At 45.5% G+C, this 26,779-nt stretch carries 26 protein-coding genes; 25 read left to right on the top strand and 1 reads right to left on the bottom strand.

Annotated features, from left to right (window positions below):
- Positions 1 to 7: 7 nt before the first annotated feature.
- The 6 genes from ACF3OH_RS11215 (at position 8) to ACF3OH_RS11190 (ending at position 8,371) form a co-directional block, all read left to right on the top strand.
- Positions 8 to 1,147 carry an acyl-CoA dehydrogenase gene (locus tag ACF3OH_RS11215; RefSeq protein ID WP_204589807.1) on the top strand — a complete coding sequence of 380 codons (1,140 nt, stop codon included), beginning with the start codon at positions 8 to 10 and terminating at the stop codon, positions 1,145 to 1,147.
- Positions 1,148 to 1,789: a TetR family transcriptional regulator gene (locus ACF3OH_RS11210; protein ID WP_392454706.1), complete on the top strand. Its 642-nt coding sequence runs from the start codon at positions 1,148 to 1,150 to the stop codon at positions 1,787 to 1,789.
- Positions 1,790 to 5,056: a fused isobutyryl-CoA mutase/GTPase IcmF gene (icmF, locus tag ACF3OH_RS11205; RefSeq protein WP_392454705.1), complete on the top strand. Its 3,267-nt coding sequence runs from the start codon at positions 1,790 to 1,792 to the stop codon at positions 5,054 to 5,056.
- Between the two features lie 756 nt (positions 5,057 to 5,812).
- A complete protein-coding gene (locus ACF3OH_RS11200) occupies positions 5,813 to 5,974 on the top strand; it encodes a hypothetical protein (protein WP_392454704.1) in 162 nt (53 codons plus the stop codon).
- Positions 5,975 to 6,042: 68 nt separating this feature from the next.
- Entirely contained in the window at positions 6,043 to 6,597 is a 555-nt protein-coding gene (gene rpoE / locus ACF3OH_RS11195) for a DNA-directed RNA polymerase subunit delta (RefSeq protein ID WP_392454703.1), read from the top strand.
- 172 nt (positions 6,598 to 6,769) lie between these two features.
- Positions 6,770 to 8,371, top strand: a complete 1,602-nt coding sequence (locus tag ACF3OH_RS11190; protein ID WP_392454702.1) for a CTP synthase — start codon at positions 6,770 to 6,772, stop codon at positions 8,369 to 8,371.
- Between the two features lie 52 nt (positions 8,372 to 8,423).
- On the opposite strand, the gene ACF3OH_RS11185 is transcribed toward ACF3OH_RS11190, so the two are convergent.
- Positions 8,424 to 8,948 (bottom strand): DUF2529 family protein, encoded by a 525-nt coding sequence (locus ACF3OH_RS11185; RefSeq protein WP_392454701.1) that lies wholly within the window; start codon positions 8,946 to 8,948, stop codon positions 8,424 to 8,426.
- Between the two features lie 173 nt (positions 8,949 to 9,121).
- Between ACF3OH_RS11185 and ACF3OH_RS11180 the strand changes: the two genes are divergently transcribed.
- The 19 genes from ACF3OH_RS11180 to ACF3OH_RS11090 all read left to right on the top strand — a co-directional run bounded on the left by ACF3OH_RS11180 (position 9,122) and on the right by ACF3OH_RS11090 (position 26,779).
- Complete coding sequence (locus tag ACF3OH_RS11180) at positions 9,122 to 9,484, top strand: response regulator (protein ID WP_204589801.1); 363 nt, start codon at positions 9,122 to 9,124, stop codon at positions 9,482 to 9,484.
- 106 nt (positions 9,485 to 9,590) lie between these two features.
- Entirely contained in the window at positions 9,591 to 10,448 is an 858-nt protein-coding gene (locus tag ACF3OH_RS11175) for a class II fructose-bisphosphate aldolase (RefSeq protein WP_392454700.1), read from the top strand.
- A 64-nt stretch (positions 10,449 to 10,512) separates the two neighbouring features.
- Positions 10,513 to 11,160 (top strand): fructose-6-phosphate aldolase, encoded by a 648-nt coding sequence (gene fsa, locus ACF3OH_RS11170; RefSeq protein WP_204589799.1) that lies wholly within the window; start codon positions 10,513 to 10,515, stop codon positions 11,158 to 11,160.
- A gap of 8 nt (positions 11,161 to 11,168) precedes the next feature.
- A complete protein-coding gene (locus ACF3OH_RS11165) occupies positions 11,169 to 12,458 on the top strand; it encodes a UDP-N-acetylglucosamine 1-carboxyvinyltransferase (protein WP_204589798.1) in 1,290 nt (429 codons plus the stop codon).
- 47 nt (positions 12,459 to 12,505) lie between these two features.
- The gene (gene glpX, locus ACF3OH_RS11160; RefSeq protein ID WP_204589797.1) at positions 12,506 to 13,468 is read left to right on the top strand and encodes a class II fructose-bisphosphatase; all 963 of its coding nucleotides are present in this window, start codon (positions 12,506 to 12,508) and stop codon (positions 13,466 to 13,468) included.
- A 144-nt stretch (positions 13,469 to 13,612) separates the two neighbouring features.
- Positions 13,613 to 14,896: a transcription termination factor Rho gene (rho, locus tag ACF3OH_RS11155; RefSeq protein WP_392454699.1), complete on the top strand. Its 1,284-nt coding sequence runs from the start codon at positions 13,613 to 13,615 to the stop codon at positions 14,894 to 14,896.
- A gap of 173 nt (positions 14,897 to 15,069) precedes the next feature.
- Positions 15,070 to 15,285 (top strand): 50S ribosomal protein L31, encoded by a 216-nt coding sequence (gene rpmE, locus ACF3OH_RS11150; protein ID WP_094943609.1) that lies wholly within the window; start codon positions 15,070 to 15,072, stop codon positions 15,283 to 15,285.
- 241 nt (positions 15,286 to 15,526) lie between these two features.
- Entirely contained in the window at positions 15,527 to 16,099 is a 573-nt protein-coding gene (locus tag ACF3OH_RS11145) for a thymidine kinase (RefSeq protein WP_204589795.1), read from the top strand.
- Positions 16,100 to 16,590: 491 nt separating this feature from the next.
- A complete protein-coding gene (prfA, locus tag ACF3OH_RS11140) occupies positions 16,591 to 17,670 on the top strand; it encodes a peptide chain release factor 1 (RefSeq protein ID WP_392454698.1) in 1,080 nt (359 codons plus the stop codon).
- Positions 17,654 to 18,511 carry a peptide chain release factor N(5)-glutamine methyltransferase gene (prmC, locus tag ACF3OH_RS11135; protein ID WP_392454697.1) on the top strand — a complete coding sequence of 286 codons (858 nt, stop codon included), beginning with the start codon at positions 17,654 to 17,656 and terminating at the stop codon, positions 18,509 to 18,511. The genes prfA and prmC overlap by 17 nt, the downstream gene beginning before the upstream one ends.
- Before the next feature lie 47 nt (positions 18,512 to 18,558).
- Complete coding sequence (locus ACF3OH_RS11130; protein ID WP_392454696.1) at positions 18,559 to 18,798, top strand: hypothetical protein; 240 nt, start codon at positions 18,559 to 18,561, stop codon at positions 18,796 to 18,798.
- A 6-nt stretch (positions 18,799 to 18,804) separates the two neighbouring features.
- Positions 18,805 to 19,824 carry an L-threonylcarbamoyladenylate synthase gene (locus ACF3OH_RS11125; protein WP_392454695.1) on the top strand — a complete coding sequence of 340 codons (1,020 nt, stop codon included), beginning with the start codon at positions 18,805 to 18,807 and terminating at the stop codon, positions 19,822 to 19,824.
- A 35-nt stretch (positions 19,825 to 19,859) separates the two neighbouring features.
- Positions 19,860 to 20,306 (top strand): low molecular weight protein arginine phosphatase, encoded by a 447-nt coding sequence (locus ACF3OH_RS11120; RefSeq protein ID WP_392454694.1) that lies wholly within the window; start codon positions 19,860 to 19,862, stop codon positions 20,304 to 20,306.
- A 46-nt stretch (positions 20,307 to 20,352) separates the two neighbouring features.
- Complete coding sequence (gene rpiB / locus ACF3OH_RS11115) at positions 20,353 to 20,796, top strand: ribose 5-phosphate isomerase B (RefSeq protein WP_392454693.1); 444 nt, start codon at positions 20,353 to 20,355, stop codon at positions 20,794 to 20,796.
- A gap of 28 nt (positions 20,797 to 20,824) precedes the next feature.
- Positions 20,825 to 21,373 carry a TIGR01440 family protein gene (locus tag ACF3OH_RS11110; protein WP_392454692.1) on the top strand — a complete coding sequence of 183 codons (549 nt, stop codon included), beginning with the start codon at positions 20,825 to 20,827 and terminating at the stop codon, positions 21,371 to 21,373.
- A gap of 13 nt (positions 21,374 to 21,386) precedes the next feature.
- Positions 21,387 to 22,622, top strand: coding sequence for a serine hydroxymethyltransferase (gene glyA, locus ACF3OH_RS11105; RefSeq protein WP_392454691.1), 1,236 nt, complete (start codon positions 21,387 to 21,389; stop codon positions 22,620 to 22,622).
- 109 nt (positions 22,623 to 22,731) lie between these two features.
- Positions 22,732 to 24,921, top strand: coding sequence for an EAL domain-containing protein (locus tag ACF3OH_RS11100; protein WP_392454690.1), 2,190 nt, complete (start codon positions 22,732 to 22,734; stop codon positions 24,919 to 24,921).
- 59 nt (positions 24,922 to 24,980) lie between these two features.
- Entirely contained in the window at positions 24,981 to 25,610 is a 630-nt protein-coding gene (gene upp, locus ACF3OH_RS11095) for a uracil phosphoribosyltransferase (protein ID WP_100353390.1), read from the top strand.
- A 776-nt stretch (positions 25,611 to 26,386) separates the two neighbouring features.
- Complete coding sequence (locus tag ACF3OH_RS11090; protein WP_204589785.1) at positions 26,387 to 26,779, top strand: ATP synthase subunit I; 393 nt, start codon at positions 26,387 to 26,389, stop codon at positions 26,777 to 26,779.

Genomic DNA, 26,779 nt, shown 5'->3' with positions numbered 1-26,779 from the left:
AAATGAAATGAACTTTCAATTATCAGAAGAGCATGAAATGATTCGAAAAATGGTACGCGACTTTGCGGAAAAAGAAGTGGCACCAACAGCTGCAGAACGCGATGAAAACGAAAGCTTTGACCGTGCGCTGTTCGACAAAATGGCAGAGCTAGGCTTAACAGGTATTCCGTGGCCAGAAGAATACGGCGGGATCGGTTCTGACTACTTGGCATATGTCATCGCAGTAGAAGAATTATCACGTGTCTGTGCATCTACTGGAGTAACGCTTTCAGCTCACACATCTCTAGCGGGCTGGCCTGTATTCAAGTTCGGTACAGAAGAGCAAAAACAAAAATTCCTTCGTCCTATGGCAGAAGGGTCTCAAATCGGTGCGTACTGCTTAACAGAGCCGAATTCGGGTTCAGATGCAGGTGGAATGAAAACAACTGCAAAACTTGATGGCGATGAGTACGTGATCAACGGCTCGAAAATCTTCATCACAAACGGTGGGATTGCCGACATCTATATCGTATTCGCGGTAACAGATCCAGAATCAAAACATAAAGGGACGTCTGCATTCATCGTAGAAGCAAGCACGCCTGGTTTCTCCGTAGGGAAGAAAGAAAAGAAGCTTGGAATTCGTTCATCTCCAACAACTGAAGTTATTTTCGATAACTGCCGCGTGCCAAAAGAAAACCTACTCGGTGAAGAAGGTCAAGGTTTCATCATTGCAATGAAGACGTTAGATGGGGGTCGTAACGGTATCGCTGCGCAAGCGGTCGGAATCGCGCAAGGTGCACTTGATGCATCTGTGAACTACGCAAAAGAGCGCGTTCAGTTTGGTAAGCCAATCACAGCAAACCAAGGGATTTCATTCAAACTGGCCGATATGGCGACGGCGACTGAAGCATCTCGTTTACTGACGTACCAAGCAGCATGGCTTGAGTCGAACAACCTTCCATACGGTCAAGCGTCGGCAATGGCGAAATTGATGGCGGGGGATACAGCAATGAAAGTATCTACAGAAGCAGTTCAAGTCTTCGGTGGCTACGGCTACACGAAAGACTATCCGGTTGAACGCTTCATGCGCGATGCGAAAATCACACAAATCTATGAAGGTACGCAAGAGATTCAACGCCTTGTTATCTCGCGCAACTTGACAAAATAAATGACAGAGGGCAAGCACCTTGTCAAAACGTCCGTCAAAGACGAACAGCTGATCACAAAGCGTCGTCAGCAAATGATCGGTGCGGGGGTCAAGCTCTTCAAAGAGAAGGGCTTTCACCGCACCACCACGCGTGAAATTGCCAAAGAAGCCGGATTTAGCATAGGCACGCTCTATGAATACATCCGTACGAAGGAAGACGTGCTCTACCTCGTCTGTGACAGCATCTATGATGAAGTATTTGAACGCATCGAGTCCGTCGGTGCAAAAAACGGTACACTTGACGAACTGGTGTCCGCGATTCGCTATTACTACAGTGTCATCAATGATATGCAAGATGAATTCGTTGTCATGTACCAAGAAACAAAATCGCTTCCGAAAGAAGCCTTGTCGTATGTTCTTCGTAAAGAAGAAGAAATGACAGCCATCTTCCGCACGATTTTACAAAGTTGCGTGACGTCAGGGGAACTGTCGCTCAATGAGCGAGAGATAGACTTATACGCACACTCGATTTTTACACAGGGTCAAATGTGGGCTTACCGTCGCTGGGCTCTTCACAAGAACTACTCGATTGATGAATTTACAGACCTACAAGTCGCATTTATTTTGCGTGGTCTAGGGGCAAGAACAAAGGGGGAACTGTAAGTGGTACAAGTAGCACAGGTTGAAGTTTACCGTCCGACCAACCCGGTCCGTTTCGTGACGGCATCGAGTTTATTTGACGGACATGATGCATCGATCAATATCATGCGTCGCATCCTACAAGCGAGCGGCGTCGAGGTCATTCACCTTGGCCATAACCGTTCCGTGGAAGAAGTCGTCAATGCTGCCATTCAAGAGGATGCACAAGGCATTGCGATTTCATCGTACCAGGGAGGACACGTTGAATATTTCAAATATATGAAAGACCTGCTCGCTGAAAAAGGTGCACCGCATATCCGTATTTACGGCGGTGGCGGCGGGGTTATCCTACCAAAAGAAATCAAAGAACTACATGCCTACGGAATCAGTGGCATTTTCTCACCGGAAGATGGGCGTAAGTTAGGTCTTCAGGGGATGATCAACCGAATGATTGAAGAGTGTGACGTCGCAACGCCTGCAGATGGCGCTTTAGCGCAGCTGGAGACAGCATCTGTTGAAACGCCAGAGACACTTGCACGTTTGATCACGATTGCAGAAGAAGCCACTTTAACAGGTTCTGACGAAGCGAAGCAATTGATTGAAGCAGCAAAAGCAAAATCAAAAGGTACACCGGTTCTTGGGATCACAGGTACTGGAGGCGCAGGGAAAAGTTCACTTACAGACGAATTGATCCGCCGCTTCTTATCTGAGCTTCCGGATAAGCGTGTCGCGATTTTGTCGATTGACCCAACGAAACAAAAAACAGGTGGCGCATTGCTTGGAGACCGCATCCGTATGAATGCAATCTTCAACAAACGCGTATTCATGCGTTCCCTTGCAACACGTGGTTCACGCACCGAGCTATCTGGCGCTATCAAAGACGTGTTAGACGTTGTCAAAACGGCTGGCTATGACTTGATCATCGTGGAAACGAGTGGTATCGGCCAAGGGGATGCGGAAATCACGACAATTTCAGACTTGTCGATGTACGTCATGACGAGCGAATTCGGTGCACCATCTCAACTTGAGAAGATCGATATGATCGATTTTGCAGACTTGATCGTCATCAATAAATTTGAGCGAAAAGGGTCTGAAGATGCACTTCGCCAAGTACAGAAGCAGTACCAGCGCAGCCGTGAACTATGGCACGACGACTTAGATACGATGCCAGTGTACGGAACGATTGCGAGCCAGTTCAACGATAAAGGGACGAATTCATTGTTTGCTGCGCTCATTGCAAAAATCAATGAAAAGACAGGTTCTGACTGGTTGACATCTTACGAAGAGTTTGCAAAAACGCAAAAGCAAAACGTCATTATTCCAAACGACCGTCGTTACTACTTGCGCGAATTAACAGATACAGTGCGCGGATACCACGCCAAGTCGGAGCAACAAGTCGAATTTGCACGCCGCATGTTCCAACTAGAAGGTGCACTACAAGCAGTCAAAGAATCGGGCGGAGAAGAAGCACTTGTCCAGTCGCTCGAATCGCTACTTGATGGCGTGAAAAACGAATTGTCTGCTGAATCAAAACGAATCTTAGAAAACTGGGAAGCGCTGAAAGAAGCGTATTCAGGAGACGAGTTCGTTACAAAAGTACGGGACAAAGAGATTCGTACGATCCTTCGCACGGAAAGCTTGTCAGGTCTAAAGATTCCAAAAGTAGCATTACCAAAATTCAAAGATTACGGCGAAATTTTACGCTGGGCGTATAAAGAAAACGTACCAGGTTCATTCCCGTATACAGCAGGTGTATTCCCGTTCAAACGTGAAGGGGAAGACCCGAAACGTCAATTCGCTGGAGAGGGTACACCGGAGCGTACAAACCGTCGCTTCCACTATCTTTCAAAAGACGATACAGCGAAACGTTTATCTACTGCATTTGACTCCGTAACGCTTTACGGCGAAGACCCAGACCATCGTCCGGATATTTACGGAAAAGTCGGCGAATCAGGCGTGAGCATCTGTACGCTTGAGGACATGAAAAAGCTCTATGACGGCTTTGACCTATGTGCACCATCGACGTCTGTGTCGATGACAATCAATGGTCCGGCACCAATCATTTTGGCGATGTTCATGAATACGGCGATTGATCAGCAAGTGAAGCTGAAGGAAGAAGACCTAGGTCGCACTTTGACTGTGGAAGAATTCACACAAGTCCGTGAAGCGACTCTTCAAGTCGTCCGTGGAACAGTTCAAGCGGACATTTTAAAAGAAGACCAAGGGCAAAATACGTGCATCTTCTCAACAGAATTTGCACTGCGTATGATGGGCGACATCCAGCAATACTTTATCGATCACAAAGTGCGCAATTACTATTCGGTTTCAATTTCTGGCTACCACATTGCAGAAGCAGGCGCAAACCCGATTTCACAGCTCGCGTTCACGTTGTCAAATGGGTTCACATACGTGGAGTACTACTTGAGCCGCGGCATGCACATCGATGATTTTGCACCGAATTTATCGTTCTTCTTCTCAAACGGTCTGGATCCGGAGTACACGGTAATCGGTCGTGTGGCACGTCGCATCTGGGCAGTCGTCATGCGTGAGAAGTACGGCGCAAACGAACGTTCACAAAAACTGAAGTACCACGTTCAAACGTCTGGTCGCAGCTTGCATGCTCAGGAAATCGATTTCAACGATATCCGCACGACGCTACAAGCTTTGATGGCACTACAAGACAACTGTAACTCGCTTCACACGAATGCTTATGACGAAGCAATCACTACACCGACAGAGGAATCTGTACGCCGCGCAATGGCGATTCAAATGATCATCACAAAAGAGCACGGCTTGTCGAAAAACGAGAATCCGCTCCAAGGTGCATTTGTCGTGGAAGAGTTAACAGATTTAGTGGAAGAAATGGTGCTACAAGAATTCGACCGCATGAACGATCGCGGGGGTGTCCTGGGTGCGATGGAAACACAATACCAACGCGGCAAGATCCAAGAAGAGTCGATGCACTATGAAATGAAAAAACATACAGGTGAACTTCCAATCATCGGTGTCAACACATACCTCAATCCGAACCCGGCAACTGAGGACGATATCGACAACATGGAAATCGCACGTGCATCCAAAGACGAAAAAGAAACACAAATCAACAATTTGCGTAACTTCCAGTCAGCACATGCAGACGCTTCGGAAGCCGCACTTGCTCGTCTAAAAGAAGTCGCGAAAACAGGTGGCAACATTTTTGAAGAGTTGATGGATACAGTCAAGGTCGCAAGCCTTGGCCAAATCACGAACGCTCTATATGAAGTGGGCGGGCAGTATCGACGGAATATGTAACGTTTAGATGTGGAGCCGACTGCCCAGAAATTGTGCGAGATGCCAGCGTGGCCCGTGAAGCGTTCTTGGCTTCATGGGCCGCGATGGCTTCTTGCGGGATTTCTAGGAGGCGCAACTCGATTCCGTTTAGATGATAAGAATGCTGCTCTAAAGCGTAATTTATTTCAAAAATCCTGATTCATCTTCCGATGATTGCTTTCAAGACCAAATTAAGAACGAAAAGGACTGGGGCCGCTCATATCGAGCGGCCCCAGCGTGATTCTTCTTAGTTTTTTCTTCCACAATCTTCTCCAGCTGAATCAGACTAGTTGAAGTGCTTCTTTTCAGGAAGGGATGCCTTACAACTTCTTCGAGTCGGCTCCGCCTCTAACGAATTTCAGAAATCGCAAGTGTATTCGAATTTTGGACACTAAAGTGTCCTACACATTTAGTTCCAGGCTGTGCTAACGCAAGGCCTGATTTAGGGTCGTCTAAAATACAGTTTAGGTCATCGGTTTTTGAGAAAACTAGCCGGGGTAAAAAAGGTGACAGGCACCAAATGGAAAACGCTCCCAAAAGGTACCTGGTACCCAAACAATTCCAAAACAATTTATAGTTATCCGATTTCTTACACAAGAATGCACACTCCTGTTGCATAATCTATGAATAATCACGATTGTCGGAATTGTTTTTGGGACAGGTACCTATTAAGAATGCCCCTTGCGCCTGCCCTGTCAAAATAGTACGATAATTCTATCAGACAAAGGAGGGTCCTTCTTGAAACAACTTATCATCTGGCTTATAGTCCTCGCACTCCTTTTTGTCACCGCATTCGTCTACAACGAACAAATCGGCTCCATTCCGCTCCTGATTTTAGCTTTCTTTTTATTCGCCGTAGGGTTCTTTATGATAAAGTCGAAAAAAAGAACAAAGAGATAGTGGAAATATTTCTGTATAATGGGTACAATGAAAGGTATGCAAACGGACAAAGAAAGGACGTTGACCGAATGAATTTTCGTGAGATGACGAAAGAACAATTACAAGAAGAGTCGCTAATCAACCTAGCGTTCACCCTACTTACAGACCGTCGCGAAGCGCTTGAACTGCAAGATTTGTTCAAAGCAATCCAAGACGTTTCAGGATATACAGATGCTGAAATGGAAGAGAAAAAACTTCAATTCTATACAGACATGAACATCGATGGCCGCTTCCTGGCGACATCAGAATACCAATGGGGCCTACGTGAGTGGTACCCGGTAGACACGATCGAAGAAGAGTCTGCACCGACTGTTAAAGTGCGTAAGAAAAAAGCAAAAGCTGTTGATGAAGACGAAGAAATCCTCGAAGACGAAGATGAGCTTCTTTACGATGAAGAAGAACTTGAAGAACTAATCGAAGATGAAGATGACGACGAAGACGAAGACGTAGCAGATCCAGTACTTCTTCCTGTTGACGAAGAAATCGACGAAGACCTTATTGAAGATGAGGAAGACGAAGAATTTGAAATCGACGAAGAAGTAGAGGCTGATGAAGACCTAGAGGACGAGGAAGAAGAACTCTAATTTTCATTCTTGACTTCAGTGTCATATCGCATTAAGATTTAATTGGGCTCTCAAAAAAGAGACGACATCCAATGTGCATAATGCGCTCCCCTGCCAAAGCAGCAGGAGGGCGCTTTTTTGTTTTTACAGATAGCCACGGTTAGGGCAATTTCAAATGCAGGAGGAACTACACATGACAAAGTATATTTTCGTAACAGGTGGCGTTGTATCATCACTTGGTAAAGGAATCACGGCCGCATCACTCGGACGTCTTCTAAAAAATCGTGGACTCGACATCACGATCCAAAAGTTTGATCCATACATCAACATCGATCCAGGGACAATGAGTCCTTATCAACACGGGGAAGTTTTCGTAACAGATGACGGCGCAGAGACAGATCTAGACTTAGGTCACTACGAGCGCTTCATCGACATCAACTTAAACAAATACTCGAACATCACAACAGGAAAAGTGTACTCGTCTGTTCTTCGCAAAGAACGTCGCGGCGATTACAACGGCGGAACAGTTCAAGTCATCCCGCACATTACGAACGAGATTAAAGAGCGTTTGTACCTTGCAGCACGCGAAACACATGCAGATATCGTCATCACAGAAATCGGCGGGACAGTAGGGGATATCGAATCTCTTCCATTCCTAGAGTCGATTCGTCAGATGAAACGTGACGTCGGCAGCGACAACGTCATGTACATCCACGTGACGCTTCTTCCGTTCATCAGTGCAGCGGGCGAAATGAAAACAAAGCCGACACAACACTCTGTAAAAGAATTACGTTCACTAGGAATTCAACCAAATGTAATCGTGGTTCGTTCTGAAGCACCCGTACCACAAGAAATGAAAGACAAAATTGCATTGTTCTGTGATATCAAGCCGGAAGAAGTTATCGAAGCACTCGATGCGGAATCTCTATACGAAATTCCACTTCATCTGCAAGAGCAACACCTTGATCAAATCGTTCTTGACCACTTCAAGCTAGAAAACAAAGAAGCGGACATGACAGACTGGAAAAACCTTGTTTCTCTAGTGAAAGGTCTTTCTGGAAAAGTCAAAATCGGTCTAGTCGGGAAGTATGTAGAGCTTCCGGATGCGTACATTTCTGTCGTAGAAGCATTGAAGCACGCTGGATACACATTCGATGCAGATATCGATGTGAAATGGATCAACGCGGAGCATGTCAACGAATCAAATGTAGACGAAATCTTGTCTGATGTGGACGGAATCCTAGTTCCTGGTGGATTTGGAGACCGTGGTGTGGAAGGGAAAATCTTAGCGACGAAGTTTGCACGTGAAAACAACGTGCCATTCCTCGGGATTTGCCTAGGTATGCAACTTGCAACTGTAGAATTTGCACGCTCAATCTTACACTTAGAAGGCGCACACTCTACTGAGTTGAACCCAGAAACAAACCATGCAATCATCGATCTTCTTCCAGAGCAAAAAGATGTGGAAGACTTAGGTGGAACGCTTCGTCTTGGTCTATACCCATGTAAATTAAAGCCAGGCTCAAAAGCGCGTGAAGCTTACGGCGAAGACTTAGTGTATGAGCGTCACCGTCACCGCTACGAGTTCAACAATGAATTCCGTGAAGCATTTGAAAACGAAGGCTTCGTATTCTCAGGAACGAGCCCAGATGGTCGTTTAGTAGAAATCATCGAGCTTCCAAATCACCCGTTCTTCTTAGCTTCTCAGTTCCACCCGGAATTTGTGTCACGCCCAACGCGTCCACAACCATTGTTCCGTGAGTTCATCAAAGCTTCTGTAGAAGCAAAAAACTAATCTAGCCAAATAAAAACCGGATCCGCAAACGCGAATCCGGTTTTTTTTATGTCTACTCCAACTCATCTGACCCAAGCGTCATGTCGCGCACCTCGAGGAGGACTGCTTCATAAACGAATAGGCCCGCTAACGCATAAGGCAACACGACGCGTTCACCGGTATCGGTCGGGAGCAATCCTTTTGTAAATCCTAGTGACACGTAAGTATAGGCCAACTCACTTAAGACGTTTTCTTCTGACGCTTTATCAGCAGCTAGCGCACTAAATGGGATGAAGCGGTCGCTCAATTCACGTGCAAGAGCTAAAGCTTCCGGATGATCAGCGCGCGGAGTTAAAATCCATACGCGATCCGCAGACGTTAATTCACTCTCGCTTGTCCACTTTGCTAGACTCGGGAATAGCTGTGAAGCAGTAGCATTTGCATAGAGAGCTTCCATCTCACCAAATGGAGCCAAATAGACCTGGCCTTCGCCGACTGTCGCTTGTGCCAGAAGACGTGCTGTTTCTTCAATCGCTTCTTCTTGGCTATTGGCGATCCGCTGGAGCAGACCTGTCACTTGTGTTGTTAACATTTTCATACGTTCTTTCACCTCACGACACAGTATACAAAACCTGAAGGACTCCTTGCTAGTGGGACGTCGGGATTTGTCGAAAAAATGTTTCGAAAAACGTATTGAATTTTTTTCCTGCTAAGAGGATAATTGTTACTAATTATGCGAGAAACTTTTGTACGATAAGGAGATGGGAAAGTGTGACGCATTTATTGATCGTCGATGATCAACCGGGAATTCGAATGCTGTTGCAAGAAGTGTTTGAACAGTCCGGATATACGGTTACAGTAGCGGCAAATGGCCAAGAAGCACTCGAGAAATTTGATGCACAGACGATTGACGGCGTCTTGCTCGATATGAAAATTCCGGGTATGAACGGGATAGAGATTTTAAAGCGCATCAAAGCACTGGATGCAACTACACCGGTGATGATGATGACTGCTTATGGGGAATTGAACTTGATTGACGAAGCAAAGCGACTTGGGGCGTCTCTTTACTTCACCAAACCATTTGATATCTTTGAAGTACGTGCAGCAGTGATCGAACAGCTCAAAGCTTCTTAATAGCGAGAGGACAGGTGTGGAAACCCACGCCTTTTTTTGGTACACTGAAGGATAGATAGCAGGTCAACCTAAATTTAAGCTATCACCATTTAGAGGAGGTCCATTCATGGCATTAGAATCAATGAAAGACATGCTTGAAAAAGGCAAACGTGAGGGCTATGCAGTTGGGCAATTTAACATTAACAACCTTGAATATACACAAGCGATCCTTCAAGCTGCAGAAGAAGAAAAATCTCCTGTCATTTTAGGTGTATCTGAAGGAGCAGCGCGTTATATGGGCGGCTTCAACACTGTGGTACATATGGTGAAGGGATTAATGAAAGACTTCGGGACAACTGTTCCTGTTGCAATTCACTTAGATCACGGTTCTAGTTTTGAAAAATGTAAAGAAGCAATCGATGCAGGCTTTACATCTGTCATGATCGATGCATCTCACCACCCATTTGAAGAAAACGTTGAAACGACTTCTAAAGTTGTAGAATATGCACATGCAAATGGCGTTTCTGTAGAAGCAGAGCTTGGAACAGTTGGTGGCCAAGAAGATGATATCGTTGCAGACGGCGTCATCTATGCAGATCCAAAAGAGTGTGAAGAGCTTGTGAAGCGCACAAACATCGACTTCCTAGCACCAGCACTAGGTTCCGTACACGGACCATATAAAGGTGAACCAAACCTTGGTTTTGCTGAAATGGAAGAAATCTCAAAACTTGCAGACCTTCCACTTGTTCTTCACGGAGGAACAGGCATCCCAACGAAAGATATCAAACGTGCGATTTCTTTAGGGACAGCAAAAATCAACGTAAATACTGAAAATCAAATTGCGGGTACAAAAGCTGTGCGTGACTTCTTAAACGCAGACGCAGAGCAATATGACCCACGTAAATACTTGACGCCGATGCGCGATGCTATTAAAGAAACAGTAAAAGGCAAAATGCGCGAGTTCGGTAGCTCAGGCCAAGCGTAAATATTGAACTAACGGGAGAAGCGTTCATTGCTTCTCCCATTTCACTAATTGGAGGAAATTATTCATGAAATTTTTTATCGATACAGCAAACTTTGACGAAATTAAAGAAGCCCACTCATGGGGCATCATCGACGGTGTTACAACAAACCCGTCACTAGTAGCAAAAGAAAATATCTCATTCCACGATCGTCTTCGTGAAATCACAGCACTTGTCGATGGCTCTGTTTCTGCAGAAGTAATTGCTTTGGACGCAGAAGGCATGATCAAAGAAGGCCGCGAGCTAGCAGCAATCGCTCCAAATATTACAGTAAAACTTCCTATGACCCCGGAAGGCTTAAAAGCATGTTCAGTTTTCCGCGCAGAAGGCATTAAAACAAACGTGACGCTGATCTTCAGTGCAAACCAAGCCTTACTTGCAGCGCGTGCAGGAGCAACGTATGTATCGCCTTTCTTAGGGCGTCTTGATGATATCGGTCATGATGGAATGGAACTGATTGCGAAAATCGCAGACATCTTCACAATCCACGATATCGATACAGAAATCATCGCAGCATCGATCCGTCACCCTCAACACATCACGGACGCTGCATTAAATGGTGCGCACATCTCTACAACACCATTTAAAGTATTGCAACAACTCTTCCATCACCCTCTGACTGACAAGGGTATCGAAGCATTCTTGAACGACTGGAACAATCGTCAAGCGAAGTAGGTGCTTCTATGGAGGTTTATAAAATCAATGGAGGCAATCGTTTAAAAGGGACCATCAAAGTCAGTGGTGCAAAGAACAGCGCGGTAGCACTAATTCCCGCAACCCTTTTAGCCGATTCACCTGTCACTATCGAAGGCTTACCAGAAATCGCGGATGTCTATATTTTAAAAGAAATTTTAGAAGAGCTCGGAGCTGTTGTGACGTTTGAAGACGGAACAATGGTCGTTGATCCGACGAACATCCAGGACATGGCGTTGCCAAATGGCAATATTAAAAAACTACGTGCATCGTATTATTTGATGGGTGCAATGCTAGGCAAATTCGGTCACGCAGCAATTGGTCTGCCTGGTGGATGTCACTTAGGACCACGTCCGATTGACCAACACATCAAAGGGTTTGAAGCTCTTGGTGCGAAAGTGTCCAATGAGCACGGTGCTATCTATTTACGTGCAGAACAACTCGAAGGCACAAAAGTGTATCTAGACGTTGTCAGCGTTGGCGCAACTATCAACATTATGCTCGCTGCTGTGCGTGCGAATGGACGTACCATCATCGAAAATGCAGCGAAAGAACCTGAAATCATTGATGTGGCAACACTCCTTTCGAATATGGGAGCGAACATCAAAGGAGCCGGGACGAACATCATCCGAATCGAAGGTGTGGACAGCCTACACGGCACGAACCATACGATTATTCCGGACCGAATCGAAGCCGGAACATTTATGATCATGGCAGCGCTCATCGGTGACGGTGTGCAGATCGACAATGTCATTCCGCTACACTTAGAAGCACTTACTGCCAAACTGCAAGAAATGGGCGTTGTCATTGAAGAACGTGAAGAGTCCCTCTATATTCCACGCGTAGAGTACTTGAAAAATGTCGATGTGAAGACCCTTGTCTACCCAGGCTTTGCAACAGACTTGCAGCAGCCATTCACTGTGCTGATGACGCAAGCGGATGGTACGTCTGTTATTACAGACACGATCTATTCTGCTCGTTTCAAGCAAATCGATGAACTGCGTCGCATGAACGGTGAAGGTCGAGTGGAAGGCAGCACAGCCATTATTAAAGGACCGACAAAGTTAGAAGCAGCAAGTGTCCGCGCAAGTGATTTACGTGCAGGAGCTGCTCTAGTGCTAGCTGGTTTGATTGCTGAAGGGGAAACAGAAGTCCACGACATTTATCACATTGAACGTGGCTATGGTAGATTAATTGAGAAATTATCTGCTTTAGGCGCAGACATTCGACGTGTGAAGCTCGAGCCTGTCGAAATTACGAATGCAGACAGAACCGTGTAGTGGTACAATAAGACAGGTTTAGAAAACGCTTGGCAGGAGGAGAAACGATGGAACGAAGTTTATCAATGGAATTAGTACGTGTAACTGAGGCGGCAGCGATTGCGTCTGCACGCTGGATGGGGCGCGGGTTAAAGATAGAAGCAGATGACGCGGCGACGACCGCAATGCGTTCTGTATTTGACACAATTCCTATGGAAGGTGTCGTCGTAATCGGTGAAGGTGAAATGGACGAGGCGCCGATGCTGTATATCGGTGAAAAATTAGGTCTTGGTAACGGTGGGCCACAAGTAGATGTGGCCGTTGATCCACTTGAAGGCACTAACATTGTCGCGTCAGGTGGTTGGAACGCATTAGCAGTTCTAGCAATCGCAGACCGTGGCAACTTGCTCCACGCCCCAGACATGTATATGGACAAACTTGCAGTGGGTCCAGAAGCAGTCGGATTGGTCGATATTGATGCACCGGTCATCGATAACTTAAAGGCCGTTGCTCGTGCCAAAAACAAAGATATTCAAGACGTAGTGGCAACGATTTTAAATCGCCCGCGTCACCAACAGATCATTGACGAAATTCGTGCTTCTGGAGCTCGCATCAAATTGATCAACGACGGAGACGTGGCAGGTGCCATCAACACGGCGTTTGATGAGACAGGTGTCGACATCTTGTTCGGCATGGGTGGAGCACCAGAAGGCGTGATCGCGGCTGTTGGCTTGAAGTGTCTAGGAGGAGAAATTCAAGGTCGTCTAGTACCTCATGAAGAAGGTGAACTAGAGCGTTGTATCAAGATGGGTCTTGATGTGAACAAAGTCTTGCGTATGGAAGACCTTGTACGCGGTGACGATGCGATCTTCACAGCTACAGGTGTTACAGACGGAGAGCTTCTTCGCGGCGTTCAGTTCAAAGCAGGGTATGCAGAAACACATACACTGGTTATGCGCGCAAAATCTGGTACGGTCCGTTTCGTAGAAGGCCGTCATAGCTTGAAAAAGAAACCGAATCTAGTCCTGTAAAAAAGATAGAATGCCGCACAGAGCTTTTTCTGTGCGGACATTTCTTCTATTTATTTAGTACTCCTACTGAATCATCCCTTCCTGTATCCGATAACTCCCAACACATGCAATCCCAACAAAATAATCTAAGAGTGTGGTGCCAATATGACCCAGCATACAATCAATGAACTGGAAAATATGACGTTAAAAGAGCTATATGAGCTCGCTAAGAGATACAAAATCTCGTCTTACAGTAAACTAACAAAAAAAGAACTCATTATATCCATCTTGAAATCGCGTGCCGAGCAAGAAGGCTTTTTCTTCATGGAAGGTGTTTTAGAAATCATTTCATCAGAAGGATTTGGCTTCCTTCGCCCAATCAACTATTCGCCGAGTTCTGAAGATATCTACATCTCTGCATCGCAGATTCGTCGCTTTGATTTACGTAACGGAGATAAAGTTACCGGAAAAGTACGTCCTCCAAAAGAGAGCGAGCGTTACTATGGATTGTTACACGTTGAACTGGTAAACGGGGAAGACCCAGAGACGGCAAAAGAACGTGTTCATTTTCCTGCCCTTACACCGCTCTACCCGGACCGTCAGTTAAAGTTAGAGACGACGCCAGAACGATTGTCTACACGCATCATGGATCTAGTTGCGCCAGTAGGCTTCGGTCAACGTGGATTAATTGTAGCCCCACCAAAAGCCGGAAAGACGATGTTATTGAAAGAAGTAGCCAATGCCATCACAACGAACCATCCGGAAGCGGAATTGATTGTCCTACTAATCGATGAGCGACCAGAAGAAGTGACAGATATTGAGCGTTCAGTGAAAGCAGATGTTGTTAGCTCAACATTCGACGAAGTTCCTGAAAATCACGTAAAAGTGACAGAACTTGTTCTTGAGCGTGCGATGCGCCTTGTTGAGCACAAGCGGGACGTCATTATTTTGATGGACTCCATCACGCGTCTTGCACGCGCGTACAACTTAGTCATTCCACCAAGCGGACGTACGTTATCTGGAGGGATTGACCCGGCTGCATTCCACCGTCCAAAGCGATTCTTCGGAGCGGCTCGTAACATCGAAGAAGGCGGAAGCTTAACGATTTTAGCAACGGCTCTAGTCGACACAGGCTCGCGTATGGATGAAGTGATCTACGAGGAGTTCAAAGGAACAGGAAATCTCGAGCTTCACTTAGATCGTCAGCTTGCGGAACGTCGTATCTTCCCAGCGCTGGATATTCGCCGTTCAGGTACGCGTAAAGAAGAATTGTTGATTGAAAAGGCGCAGCTTGATAAGTTGTGGGCCATCCGCAAGACATTCTCAGACTCACCAGACTTTACAGAGCGTTTCATGCGCAAGCTGAAACAGACAAAAGACAACGACGCATTCTTCCAACAATTAGCGGATGAAATGAAAGCACATAAGGCAAACAAAGCCTCCCTATAAACAACTTTTTTTCAAACTAACTACTTGAATTGACCTCCAAAACATGGTATTCTAGTCGTTGTAAGTTTTATTATTTCTGCTACATATGTGGCTGACACACCGGGCCATGTAAGGTATCAGTTTTCATAACCAACTCTGTTCCAGATGGTTCAGGGCGAGAGGAGAGAAAGCAGATGAAATCAGGAATTCATCCAGACTACAAAGAAGCAACAGTTACTTGTTCATGTGGAAACTCATTCAAAACAGGTTCTGTAAAAGAAAACATCAACGTCGAGTTCTGCAGCGAGTGTCACCCATTCTACACAGGACGTCAGAAATTCGCAGCAGCGGATGGTCGTGTTGATCGCTTCAACAAAAAATACGGTCTTAAAGAAGAGCAACAAAACTAAGAACCTAAATACCTGTGGGGCATTTGCCTTACAGGTATTTTTTGATAGAAAAGTGGAGCGGGCTTCTATTTGGAAGTAGCTCCCAAAAGGTACCTGTCACCCACACAATTCAAACACAATTCATAAATATGTAAAACTAACTGTAATAACGCAGGTTCGTGGTGTATATTCGGTGAATATTCATGAATGTCAGAATAGTTTCTGGGACAGGTACCTATAAAAACTATAAAGGGGTACCTACATGGCACAACTATTTTTCAAGCATGGCGCAATGAACAGCGGGAAATCCATCGAGATCCTCAAAGTTGCCCACAACTATGAAGAACAAAACAAACCGGTCATTATTTTCACACCAGCAATCGATACACGGGACGAAGTGGGAACGGTCGCAAGTCGAATCGGACTCAAGCGCAAAGCGATTCCGGTATTTGAGGATACCAACTTGTTTGACTACGTAAAAGATCAAAATGAGCGTATCTATTGTGTTCTTATTGATGAAGTCCAATTCATTAGCAAAGAACACGTCCTGCAACTTACGCAAATCGTAGATGAGCTAAATATTCCTGTGATGGGCTTTGGTCTGAAAAATGACTTCATGAATGAATTGTTTGAAGGTAGCCGGTACATGTTGACGTACGCCGATAAAATCGAAGAAATGAAAACAATTTGTTGGTTCTGTCACCGTAAAGCAACGATGAATTTGCGGGTAGATGAGAACAAAAAGCCAGTTCGCACGGGCGCTCAAATCGTCATCGGTGGTAACGATAGCTACTACCCGGTTTGCCGGAAGTGTCATGCGAATCCACCACTATAGTTAGGATCAATCTCTGGCGATACGGCAGTGAGTCCCAGGGGGAGCATACCGGAGCCTCCTCTTGGCATACGAGAAGCTTGCACTTCTCGCCTCCACTGCGGGGTCTCCGCTATACTCTGATTCCCCAGGAACTCACTACCTACTCTTGTCGATTGAACCTACTTTAGTGACTTAGTGACTTAGTGCTGGCATCAAATTTAGTGCCTGTCACTTTTTATAGCTATAGTATTTTCATGAATAACTTAATTGTGACGTCAAATCCCGGAAGCCAGGTCGTTATTTCCCGGGCTATCGGAGTTTTCTCGAGACCCGGCAACGAAGATGAAAGTGCTTTTCTTTCATCTTACGTGGGGAGGCTCGAGGAAAATCCCCCAGGAAATGACGACCTGGGTGGAGGGATTTCCAATAAAATAGCACAAATTACAAATTACCAACTACTCATTTAAAAGTATTTAAAAAATAATAACAAACCCGCCCCAGGAGGTGTCCCTATGTTTGACCGCTTACAAGCCGTTGAAGACCGCTATGACAAGCTGAACGAAATGCTATCGGACCCGGAAATCGTCAATGATACAAACAAGCTTCGCCAGTACTCAAAAGAGCAATCGGACCTACAAGAAACAGTCGATGCTTACCGTGAATACAAGGCAGCAAAAGAACAATTGGCAGAAGCTAAAGAAATGTTAGATGACAAACTCGACGCAGACATGCGCGAAATGGTCAAAGAAGAAGTCAATGAACTGGAGGCGCAAATCGAAAAACTCGAAGAACGCCTGCACATTTTATTGATTCCGAAAGACCCGAACGATGACAAAAACGTCATCATGGAAATCCGCGGAGCAGCAGGTGGAGACGAGGCAGCCTTGTTTGCTGGAAGCTTATTCCGCATGTACAGCCGCTTTGCTGAAACAAATGGCTGGAAAATTGATATTATGGATTCTTCTCCTACAGGGCTTGGTGGTTTCAAAGAAGTCGTCTTCATGATTGCTGGAAACGGAGCTTTCTCAAAATTGAAGTATGAAAACGGTGCACACCGCGTGCAACGTGTTCCTGAAACGGAGTCGGGTGGGCGTATCCATACGTCAACTGCGACAGTTGCCTGTCTACCGGAAGTGGAAGAAGTCGATGTGGAAATTCACGACAAAGACATTCGTTTCGACGCGTATGCATCGTCTGGTGCCGGTGGACAATCGGTTAATACGACGATGTCAGCGGTTCGTCTAACACACATTCCAACGAATACAGTCGTGACGTGTCAGGATGAAAAATCGCAAATCAAAAATAAAGAAAAAGCGATGAAAGTACTGCGTGCGCGTGTTGCGGACAAGTATCGTCAAGAAGCACAAGCGGAATACGATGCTGTACGTAAATCAGCAGTTGGAACGGGTGACCGTTCTGAGCGTATCCGTACGTACAACTTCCCGCAAAATCGTGTAACAGACCATCGTATCGGCCTGACAATCCAAAAACTTGACCAGATTATGGAAGGCAAAATCGATGAAGTCATTGAAGCATTGATTATCGAAGATCAAGCCGAAAAGCTGGAGAAGATGAATGAAAGCACGATTTAATACAATTCAAGAGGCCCTCTCATGGGCTTCTTCTTATTTAGAGGCAAACGGACAAGAAGGACTTGCTGCAAAGTTTTTCTTGCAAGATGTTTTACAGTTCACGTCCAGTGATGTGATGATGAAGCAGTTCGATCCATTTCCGGAAGATAAAATTACAAAGTACGAAAAAGGAATTGAACAAATCGCAACCGGAACGCCGTATCAGTATGTAAGCGGAGTAGCTGAATTTTACGGCCGTCATTTCAAAGTGACTCCGGATGTCCTCATTCCTCGTCCGGAAACGGAAGAATTGATCGAGCAACTCATACAACGTAAGAAAACTTTATTTGGTAAGCGACCCGTTCGAATTGTGGATATCGGGACAGGTACTGGATGCATCGCAACGACTTTGAAACTGGAGATTCCAGAAGCTGAGGTCCATGCTGTGGATATCTCGTCTCAAGCTCTAGAAGTCGCGCGACACAATGCTGTTTTTCTACAAGCAGACGTTCAATTCTTGCAAGGGGATATGACCGAGCCGATTGAAGGGGAGAAGTGGGATATTTTTGTTTCCAATCCGCCGTACATTGCTGAGGTGGAAAAGCAGGTGATGCACGGCAATGTTCTCGACCACGAACCACACCTCGCTCTTTTTGCAGAAGACGAGGGGCTTTATTTCTACAAAAAGATGTGTGCAAGGTTACCAGAACTACTAAGTGCGCAGGCCATCGTCGGTTTTGAAATCGGGTATTTGCAAGGTCCAGCAGTTAAACTACTGCTAGAGCAAGCTCTTCCGACAGCGAAAGTGGAAGTCGTTGAAGATTTAAACGGACGCGACCGAATGGTTTTTGCAACTTTATGAATAGAGTAGTAGAAAGTGGGTCATGCTGATTTCAAGGGAGAATCGGGATGACTCATTTTCAAAATTTACTAAATCGGCTAGGCACCGCTGAACATTTTTTATGGATCTTATTAGATGGACGTGGAGACAACTTTTGGTGTATCCTCGTGAAAAATAGTTGCTACGACGAGAAGGATGTCGAAGAGCCAAAATCGTTTTTTGTCACACTATGGAAGCGATGGTTTTCCACAGATGATGACGATAGTTCTCCACAGGATGGGGATAAAATCAGTTTACAAGAAGGATGACGCGAAATGACAAAGTTTGTACATGTGGATAGAGATGGGGATAACCTTAAAAGTTATCAACAAATTGTGGATAAGTGGGTCGCTGGAGAAGTAGTGGCTTTCCCGACAGAGACTGTATACGGCCTTGGTGCAGATGCGAGAAATCCTCAAGCTGTTGCTAAAATCTACGAGGCAAAGGGTCGTCCTTCTGATAATCCACTTATTGTTCATGTAGGAAAAACCGAGCAACTGCAAGGGTTCATCGCGTATATTCCAGAACTTGCACAAAAAGCGATGGATGCATTCTGGCCGGGTCCGTTAACGGTAATTTTACCTTTGAAAGAAGGGGCGCTTGCGCCAGCCGTGTCAGCTGGGTTATCCACAGTCGGTGTGCGAATGCCGGCGCATCCCGTTGCCCATGAACTTCTTGAATTTGCGAACATTCCTATAGCGGCACCAAGCGCAAATCGCAGTGGCAAACCTAGCCCCACTGCGGCAAGTCACGTTGTTGAAGATTTAGAGGGACGCATTCCAATGATTGTGGATGGAGGACCTGCAACGGCCGGATTGGAATCGACGATTGTTGACTTTACCGTTCAACCACCCGCACTATTGCGTCCAGGTTCCATCACAGAAGAAATGCTCCAAGACGTGATTGGAGACATGCAAGGTGCAGGTCGTCTTCGCGAAGAACAGGCTCCAAAAGCTCCGGGAATGAAATACACGCATTATGCCCCAGATGCACCGGTTTACTTAGCATATTTAGATCAGGCAATGACTGGTGACAAAATGGAAGAGCTGAGCAGAATGGGTAAAAAAATTGCGCTGGTGGCTCCAGAAAAGTATCGCCACCTTCCTCACGATGAGTTTTTGTCACTCGGGACTGACGCGTCACTCGAGTCTATTAGCCGGCACTTGTTTAATGCACTTCGGGCATGTAATCAAGTAGAAGTCGATTTGATTGTGGCGGCCGCTTTCCCAGCTGAAGGAGTCGGCAAAGCATTGATGAACCGTCTCGAGAAAGCTGCGGGCGGTACTTGGTTATGAGATAACCACGAGGGGTAAAAAGGAGATGACTTTCTATGAACATTTTATTTGTTTGTACAGGAAATACATGTCGTAGTCCAATGGCAGCAGCAATTTGGCGCGAGCTTGAGGGCGTCGAAATTCAATCGGCTGGTGTCTATGCAATCCATGGAGCGGACATGTCCTATCATGCCAAACAAGCCTTAGCTGAAAAGGGAGTAGATGCTTCGCATGCTTCTCAACCCGTGACAGCAGACCTACTGGACTGGGCGGATGTAGTGTTGACGATGACAACGAGTCACAAGCATGCGCTTCTCCATGCGTATCCAGAAAATCGCGATAAGGTCCACACCTATTCGGAATTTGCAGATCCAGAAAATGCATTTGAAATTGCAGATCCGTTTGGAGGGAACTTGCAAGATTATCAGTTTACACTGTATCAACTTGAACAATTGCAACAAAAAGCACTTCACCGACTGCATCTCCACAACGACAAAAATTAATGATATGATGGACTTGAACGAATGATACAGAAATGAGGGAATGCACGTGAACATTGCCATTTCATCCGACCATGGCGGAAACAACTTACGAAAAGAAATTGTCTCGCTTCTAGAAGAACTAGGCCATCAAGTCACAGACTTCGGTCCCCAAACAAAAGACTCTGTGGACTACCCAGACTATGCAAAGCCAGTATGTGAAGGCGTTGCAGGAGGCGAGTTTGATTCAGGAATTTTGATTTGTGGAACTGGAATCGGAATGTCGATTGCCGCTAACAAATACAAAGGTATTCGTTGTGCGCTCGTCCACGACGTATTTTCTGCAAAAATGACAAAATGCCACAACAACTCAAATATCCTTGCAATGGGTGAGCGTGTCATTGGGGCAGGTCTTGCTCGCGAAATCGTATCGACTTGGCTCGAGAACGAATTCGAAGGCGGCCGTCACGAAACACGTATCAACAAAATTGCACAAATCGAAGAAAACAACTAAATCAATTCCTATGAGGGAGGCGTTTGGAATGGAAGCAACAAGCCAGTGGAAAGCACAACTTGAACAGCTGCTGGACGAATTCGAACAACTCACGGACATCAAACCGGCCACACTCTTTGTCGTCGGCTGCTCCACCTCAGAAGTTATCGGGAAGAAAATTGGAACAGCGGGGGCCACGGAAGTTGCAGAGGCACTTTTTGAGCCCCTCGAGGAATTCGCAAGACGAAAAGGTGTTTATCTTGCGTTTCAAGGCTGTGAACATATAAACCGCGCACTCACCATGTGTCGCGAAACGGCTGACAAGTTTCAGCTCGAAGAAGTATCGGTTATACCGGTCCCATCTGCAGGCGGTCCCATGTCTGCCTATGCCTATGAACAGTTCCATGACCCAGTCGTCGTAGAGAACATTCGCGCGCATGCAGGCATTGATATTGGTCAAACATTGATTGGGATGCATTTGAAAGAAGTCGCTGTACCTGTTCGAACATCCGTGAAGATGATTGGTGATGCCATCGTCACCACGGCTACCACACGTCCAAAGCTCATTGGTGGACGACGTGCATTTTATGGAAACTAGGAGGAACATCATAGTGAAAAACATTCAAGCGCAAGACCAAGCCGTATTCGAAGCAATGGAAAACGAAAAAAAGCGTCAGCAGGCCAATATCGAACTGATCGCCTCTGAAAACTTTGTCACACAAGCTGTTATGGAAGCGCAAGGCTCTGTACTGACAAATAAATATGCAGAAGGCTATCCTGCGAAACGCTATTACGGTGGATGTGAGCACGTCGATGTCGTTGAAAACATCGCACGTGACCGTTTAAAAGAACTATTCGGTGCAGAACACGCCAACGTCCAGCCACACTCTGGTTCACAAGCGAACATGGCGGTCTACATGACAGCACTTGAGCAAGGGGACACAATCCTTGGAATGAACCTTTCACACGGTGGGCATTTAACACACGGTTCACCTGTTAACTTCAGTGGAATTCAGTACAACTTCGTTGAGTACGGTGTCAACAAAGAAACCGAACTGATCGATTATGAAGATGTTCGACAAAAAGCGCTTGAGCATAAGCCGAAAATGATCGTAGCAGGAGCAAGTGCATACTCACGCACAATTGACTTCGCGAAGTTCCGTGAAATCGCAGATGAAGTCGGTGCATATTTAATGGTCGATATGGCGCACATCGCAGGACTTGTCGCTGCTGGTTTGCATCCAAATCCAGTACCACATTCGCACTTTGTCACATCGACTACACATAAAACACTTCGTGGACCACGTGGTGGATTAATTTTGACTACTGAAGAGTGGGCAAAAAAAATCGACAAGACAATCTTCCCAGGTATTCAAGGTGGACCACTTATGCATGTGATTGCGGCAAAAGCGGTTGCATTCGGCGAAGCGCTTCAAGACGACTTCAAAACGTATCAACAACAAGTAATCGACAACGCACAAGCACTTGCTGCAACACTTTCTGAAGAAGGCGTGCGCATCGTATCTGGTGGCACAGACAACCATGTGTTTTTGATCGATGTAAAAGGTTTAGGATTGACTGGGAAAGTAGCAGAGCATGTCCTTGATGAAGTCGGCATCACAGTCAACAAGAATACAATTCCATTCGACCAAGAAAGCCCGTTCGTCACTTCTGGTATTCGAATTGGAACGCCAGCTGTCACATCGCGTGGATTCAAAGAAGATGAGATGAAAGAGATCGGTAAAATTATCGCAGATCTTCTGAAAAATCATGAAGACGAAGCAACTTTAACATCTTCTAAAGAGCGCGTGAAGGCGTTAACAGACAAGTTCCCACTTTACGCATAATTTATAGTAACTCCGAGCCACCTCTACTAAAAAATCGAGGTGGCTTTTTATCGCAATTTTCCGTAAACTAAAGAAAACGTTCGTGACTAATCAGCAGAGGAGTGCGGGTATGAGCCAACAGACCGATAGCAAGATGCGTACAGAACTCTTGCACTGGATTAAAAAGATTGGCAGTCAGTTTGATACAAGTTATATCGTTCGGGACCCTAAACTTCCAGGAAAACCCATCGTGTATGTCAACGAAGCATGCAATAAAAAATTTGGCTATACATCAGAAGAACTAATCGGTGAAAGTGTCTCATTCCTCTATAGCAATCAAGAAATGAATGGGTATGAAGAATTAATCGAAGCAGATTTTACTGAAAACGTATCGGTCCGGCGTGAAGTCGTATTATTTCGTAAAGACCGATTGCCTATTTGGTTTAATCTAATCGGTCAGACTTTTCGGGATAATCACAGCAATCCAGTTTTTGAAGTAGCTTTCCTATCCGATATTACTGTCCAAAAACAACAAGAGTCTATCATTGAAATGCAAGCAGAGATCTATGAAGGAATTGAAAAAGGCTATGCCATCAGTTCACTTCTTCAAGAAATTTGTTATAAAGTAGAGCAGTTTTTCACAGAAGGTTCGATGTGTAGCATCATGCACGTGCGCGATGGCCATCTCTATGGACTTGCCACCAAGTCTTTACCGAAAGAGTATTCAAAAGTAATAGAGGGTCTAGAGATTGGGCCGAATTCTGGAACGTGTGGAGCAGCAGCTTACCATCAGCAAGTTGTCATCACAGAGGATGTTGAGAACTCCCCAAATTGGATTCCGTATATCGGGGAAGGTCCGAATCTTTATGGGTTTAAGGCGTGTTGGAGTTTCCCGATTGTCAATCACCAGCGGCAAACGATAGGGACGTTCGGTGTTTATTTCCGCGAAAGTATTAGCCCTACGAAACTCGAAATGGCGTTTATTCAAAAAATCGTGCCGCTCGTTCTACTCGCATTCCGCAATGCAGCGGATCAAGAAAAAATTCTGCATTTGGCGTATCAAGACCAGGAAACCGGCCTTGCCAATATGAACTATTTTTATACAGAGGTCAAAGATTTGGATGAGGACTCAGAAAATGGATTTGTCGCAATCGTTACACCGACAAACCATCCGGAAATTGTCGATATGTTTGGACGAGAAATCGCATCCCTAGTGTTGAAAGAATTAGGTCGTCGATTAGAAGGAATCTTGGAAGACTACAACTATGTGATGGCACGCTTTACGAGCACAACGCTTATTTTGGCAGGGAATACAAGGCGGGAAGATTTCCGAGATATTCTAGAACTGCTCCTACGAGCTGGTCATTTCCCAATCAAAATCGATCAAATGGAAATTTTTCTCCCTCTTCATATTGGTGTCGTACCGTATCAAAAAGGTGATGAAGTGACGCAGCTCATTCGCCAAGCGGACCTTGCTTTGTCGGAAGCGAAAAAACGCAATGGGGAGCAAGTTTGTTATTATTCCGTCGAGATGGACGAGGCAATCAAACGCAATATGGAATTGCAAAGTGCCATTGAAATTGGCTTGCGGGAGCAGGAATTTGATGTCCATTTGCAACCGAAAGTCGATATGGAGAGCGGTCGGATCATCAGTTTTGAAGCACTTGCGCGTTGGAACTCGAGCCGTCTTGGCATCGTTTCTCCAGTCGACTTCATCGAAGCGACCGAGAGCGCGGGTAAAATTGACCAACTCGAGATGATTATTTTAAATAAAGTTTTATCATGGCAAAGTGACCGCCAATCTAAACACAAATACCTTTACCCAGTGGCAGTGAACATCTCGCCGAATCACTTTTATCAATCTGGCTTTTTAGAAAGTTTACTTCGATTGTTAAAAGGCTACGACCTCCCATCAGAATGCATTGTGCTGGAGCTGACAGAAAGTATTCGCCTTGAAGACTTGGAGCAGGCAAAGACGATTTTGAAAAATCTCGCAAAAGAGGGGATTCGTTGCTCCATCGATGACTTTGGAATTGGCTATTCATCACTCAGTTATTTGCATGAACTTCCGATCTCTGAAATTAAATTAGACCGGAGTTTCATCTCACAAATTCATACGAGTGGAACACGAGCGGTGGTCCAAACAATTATCGATCTCGCTGACAAACTCGATATTCGAGCCGTTGCAGAGGGCATTGAGACCTATGAACAAATGATTTTACTGCGTGGAATGAGTTGTTCTATCGGACAAGGGTACTATTTCTATAAGCCATTACCTCTCGCGCAAATAGACGAAATAATCAAAACTGAGGAGACCTAGAAAGTCTTCTCTTTTTTTTGCTATAATAGGTCAGAATGAAATGAAGAGGAGTGAACAGGATGTCAAAAGTTTTCGTATTTGATCACCCACTGATTCAACATAAATTAACGTATATCCGCAGCGTAGAGACAGGAACAAAAGAATTTCGCGAGTTAGTCGATGAGGTCGCAACACTGATGGCCTTTGAAATCACACGAGACATGCCACTAGTCGAAACGGAAGTAGAGACACCTGTAACCGTCACAAAATCAAAAGTTCTTGCAGGGAAGAAGATGGGTATCGTACCAATCCTACGTGCAGGAATCGGAATGGTAGATGGTATCTTAAAATTGATTCCGGCAGCAAAAGTTGGACACATCGGTCTTTACCGTGACCCACAAACGTTGCAACCGGTCGAATACTATGTGAAATTGCCAGCAGACGTGGAAGAGCGCGACTTTATCGTCGTTGACCCAATGCTTGCTACAGGCGGTTCAGCAATCGAAGCCATCAACTCACTGAAAAAGCGCGGAGCAACAAGCATCAAATTCATGTGCTTAATTGCAGCACCAGAAGGCGTCGAATTATTGCAACAAGCACACCCAGACGTCGACGTTTATATCGCAGCGCTTGATGAAAAGTTAAACGATCACGGCTATATCGTGCCAGGTCTTGGCGATGCAGGCGACCGACTTTTTGGTACGAAGTAAGTTTTTAAACGTTGAGTTCCATTCCGGGGCTGCTTTCCGAGGGCGCGGCGTGAGCCTCCTCACTTCGACTTCGTCTCGTTGTGGGGTCTCACGTTCCGACTTGAATCCCACTGGAGTCAGCCCCTGCATTCCACTCAACTTGGTTTTAGATGTGGAGCCGACTGGTCAGAAATTGTGCGAGAAGACAGCGTGGACTGTGAAGTGCTCTTTACTTCATAGGCCGCGATGGCTTCTTGCGGGATTTCTAGGAGGCGCAACTCGATTCCATTTAGATGTGGAGCCGACTGTTCTAAACGTTGAGTTCCATTCCGGGACTGCTTTCCGAGGGCGCGGCGTGAGCCTCCTCACTTCGACTTCGTCTCGTTGTGGGGTCTCACGTTCCGACTTGAATCCCACTGGAGTCAGCCCCTGCATTCCACTCAACTTGGTTTGCGTCTCGTAAAACTTTCGTATATAACAATTGAAAGCTCTATTTTCTCCAACAGCGCCTAGGCACTGTTGGATTTTTTGTTCGAAAAACACCCCCTTCCAAACATAACAAAAGAATTATGTCCGTAATTTGTCGAACAGAGGTGTCTTGTGATGTTTTTCACAGGATGCAATTGACATGAAATAGGTGCTATTGTATGCTTACAAAGGATATTAATGATAGGGGTTTCATACTGAAATCCGACTGTCTATTCCACTTTCTGCAAGCTAGCGTCTTCATTTGAGAAGCACCCCAGAACCAGCGAAAAATCTCGCTTCCATTCGAATCTAAATTCAGGAGAATTCCAATGCTCAATTTGTTTCATATTTACCAGCGGCAGAAAAAGTACATACTCTTTTTGCTCGCAGCCTGTGTGCTCGGTGCAGCGTTCACGCCGTATTCGACCATATTTGCGGGCATCGGTCTCGGGGCAGCCTTTGGACTCTATAACTTCTGGATCCTACAGCGTCGAATGCTGAAGTTTGACCGTGCTTTTGATCAAGGAAAAAAGCGCGTCAGTCTCGGTACTGGATTACGCTTTGCTTCAGGAATTGCGGCAGTGGCGATTGCCCTATCGCTACCTGAATATTTCCATTTGATCAGTACGGTAATTGGTCTAATGATACCGTATGTTCTACTGGTCATAGAACAGCTAGTATTTGCGATACGCAAACAAAATGAAGATGCGAAAGAGAGGTGA

The organism is Chryseomicrobium aureum (assembly GCF_043182735.1).
In the GTDB taxonomy this organism is placed as follows: Bacteria; Bacillota; Bacilli; order Bacillales_A; family Planococcaceae; genus Chryseomicrobium; species Chryseomicrobium aureum.
This window is presented reverse-complemented; position numbering and strand designations above follow the sequence as displayed.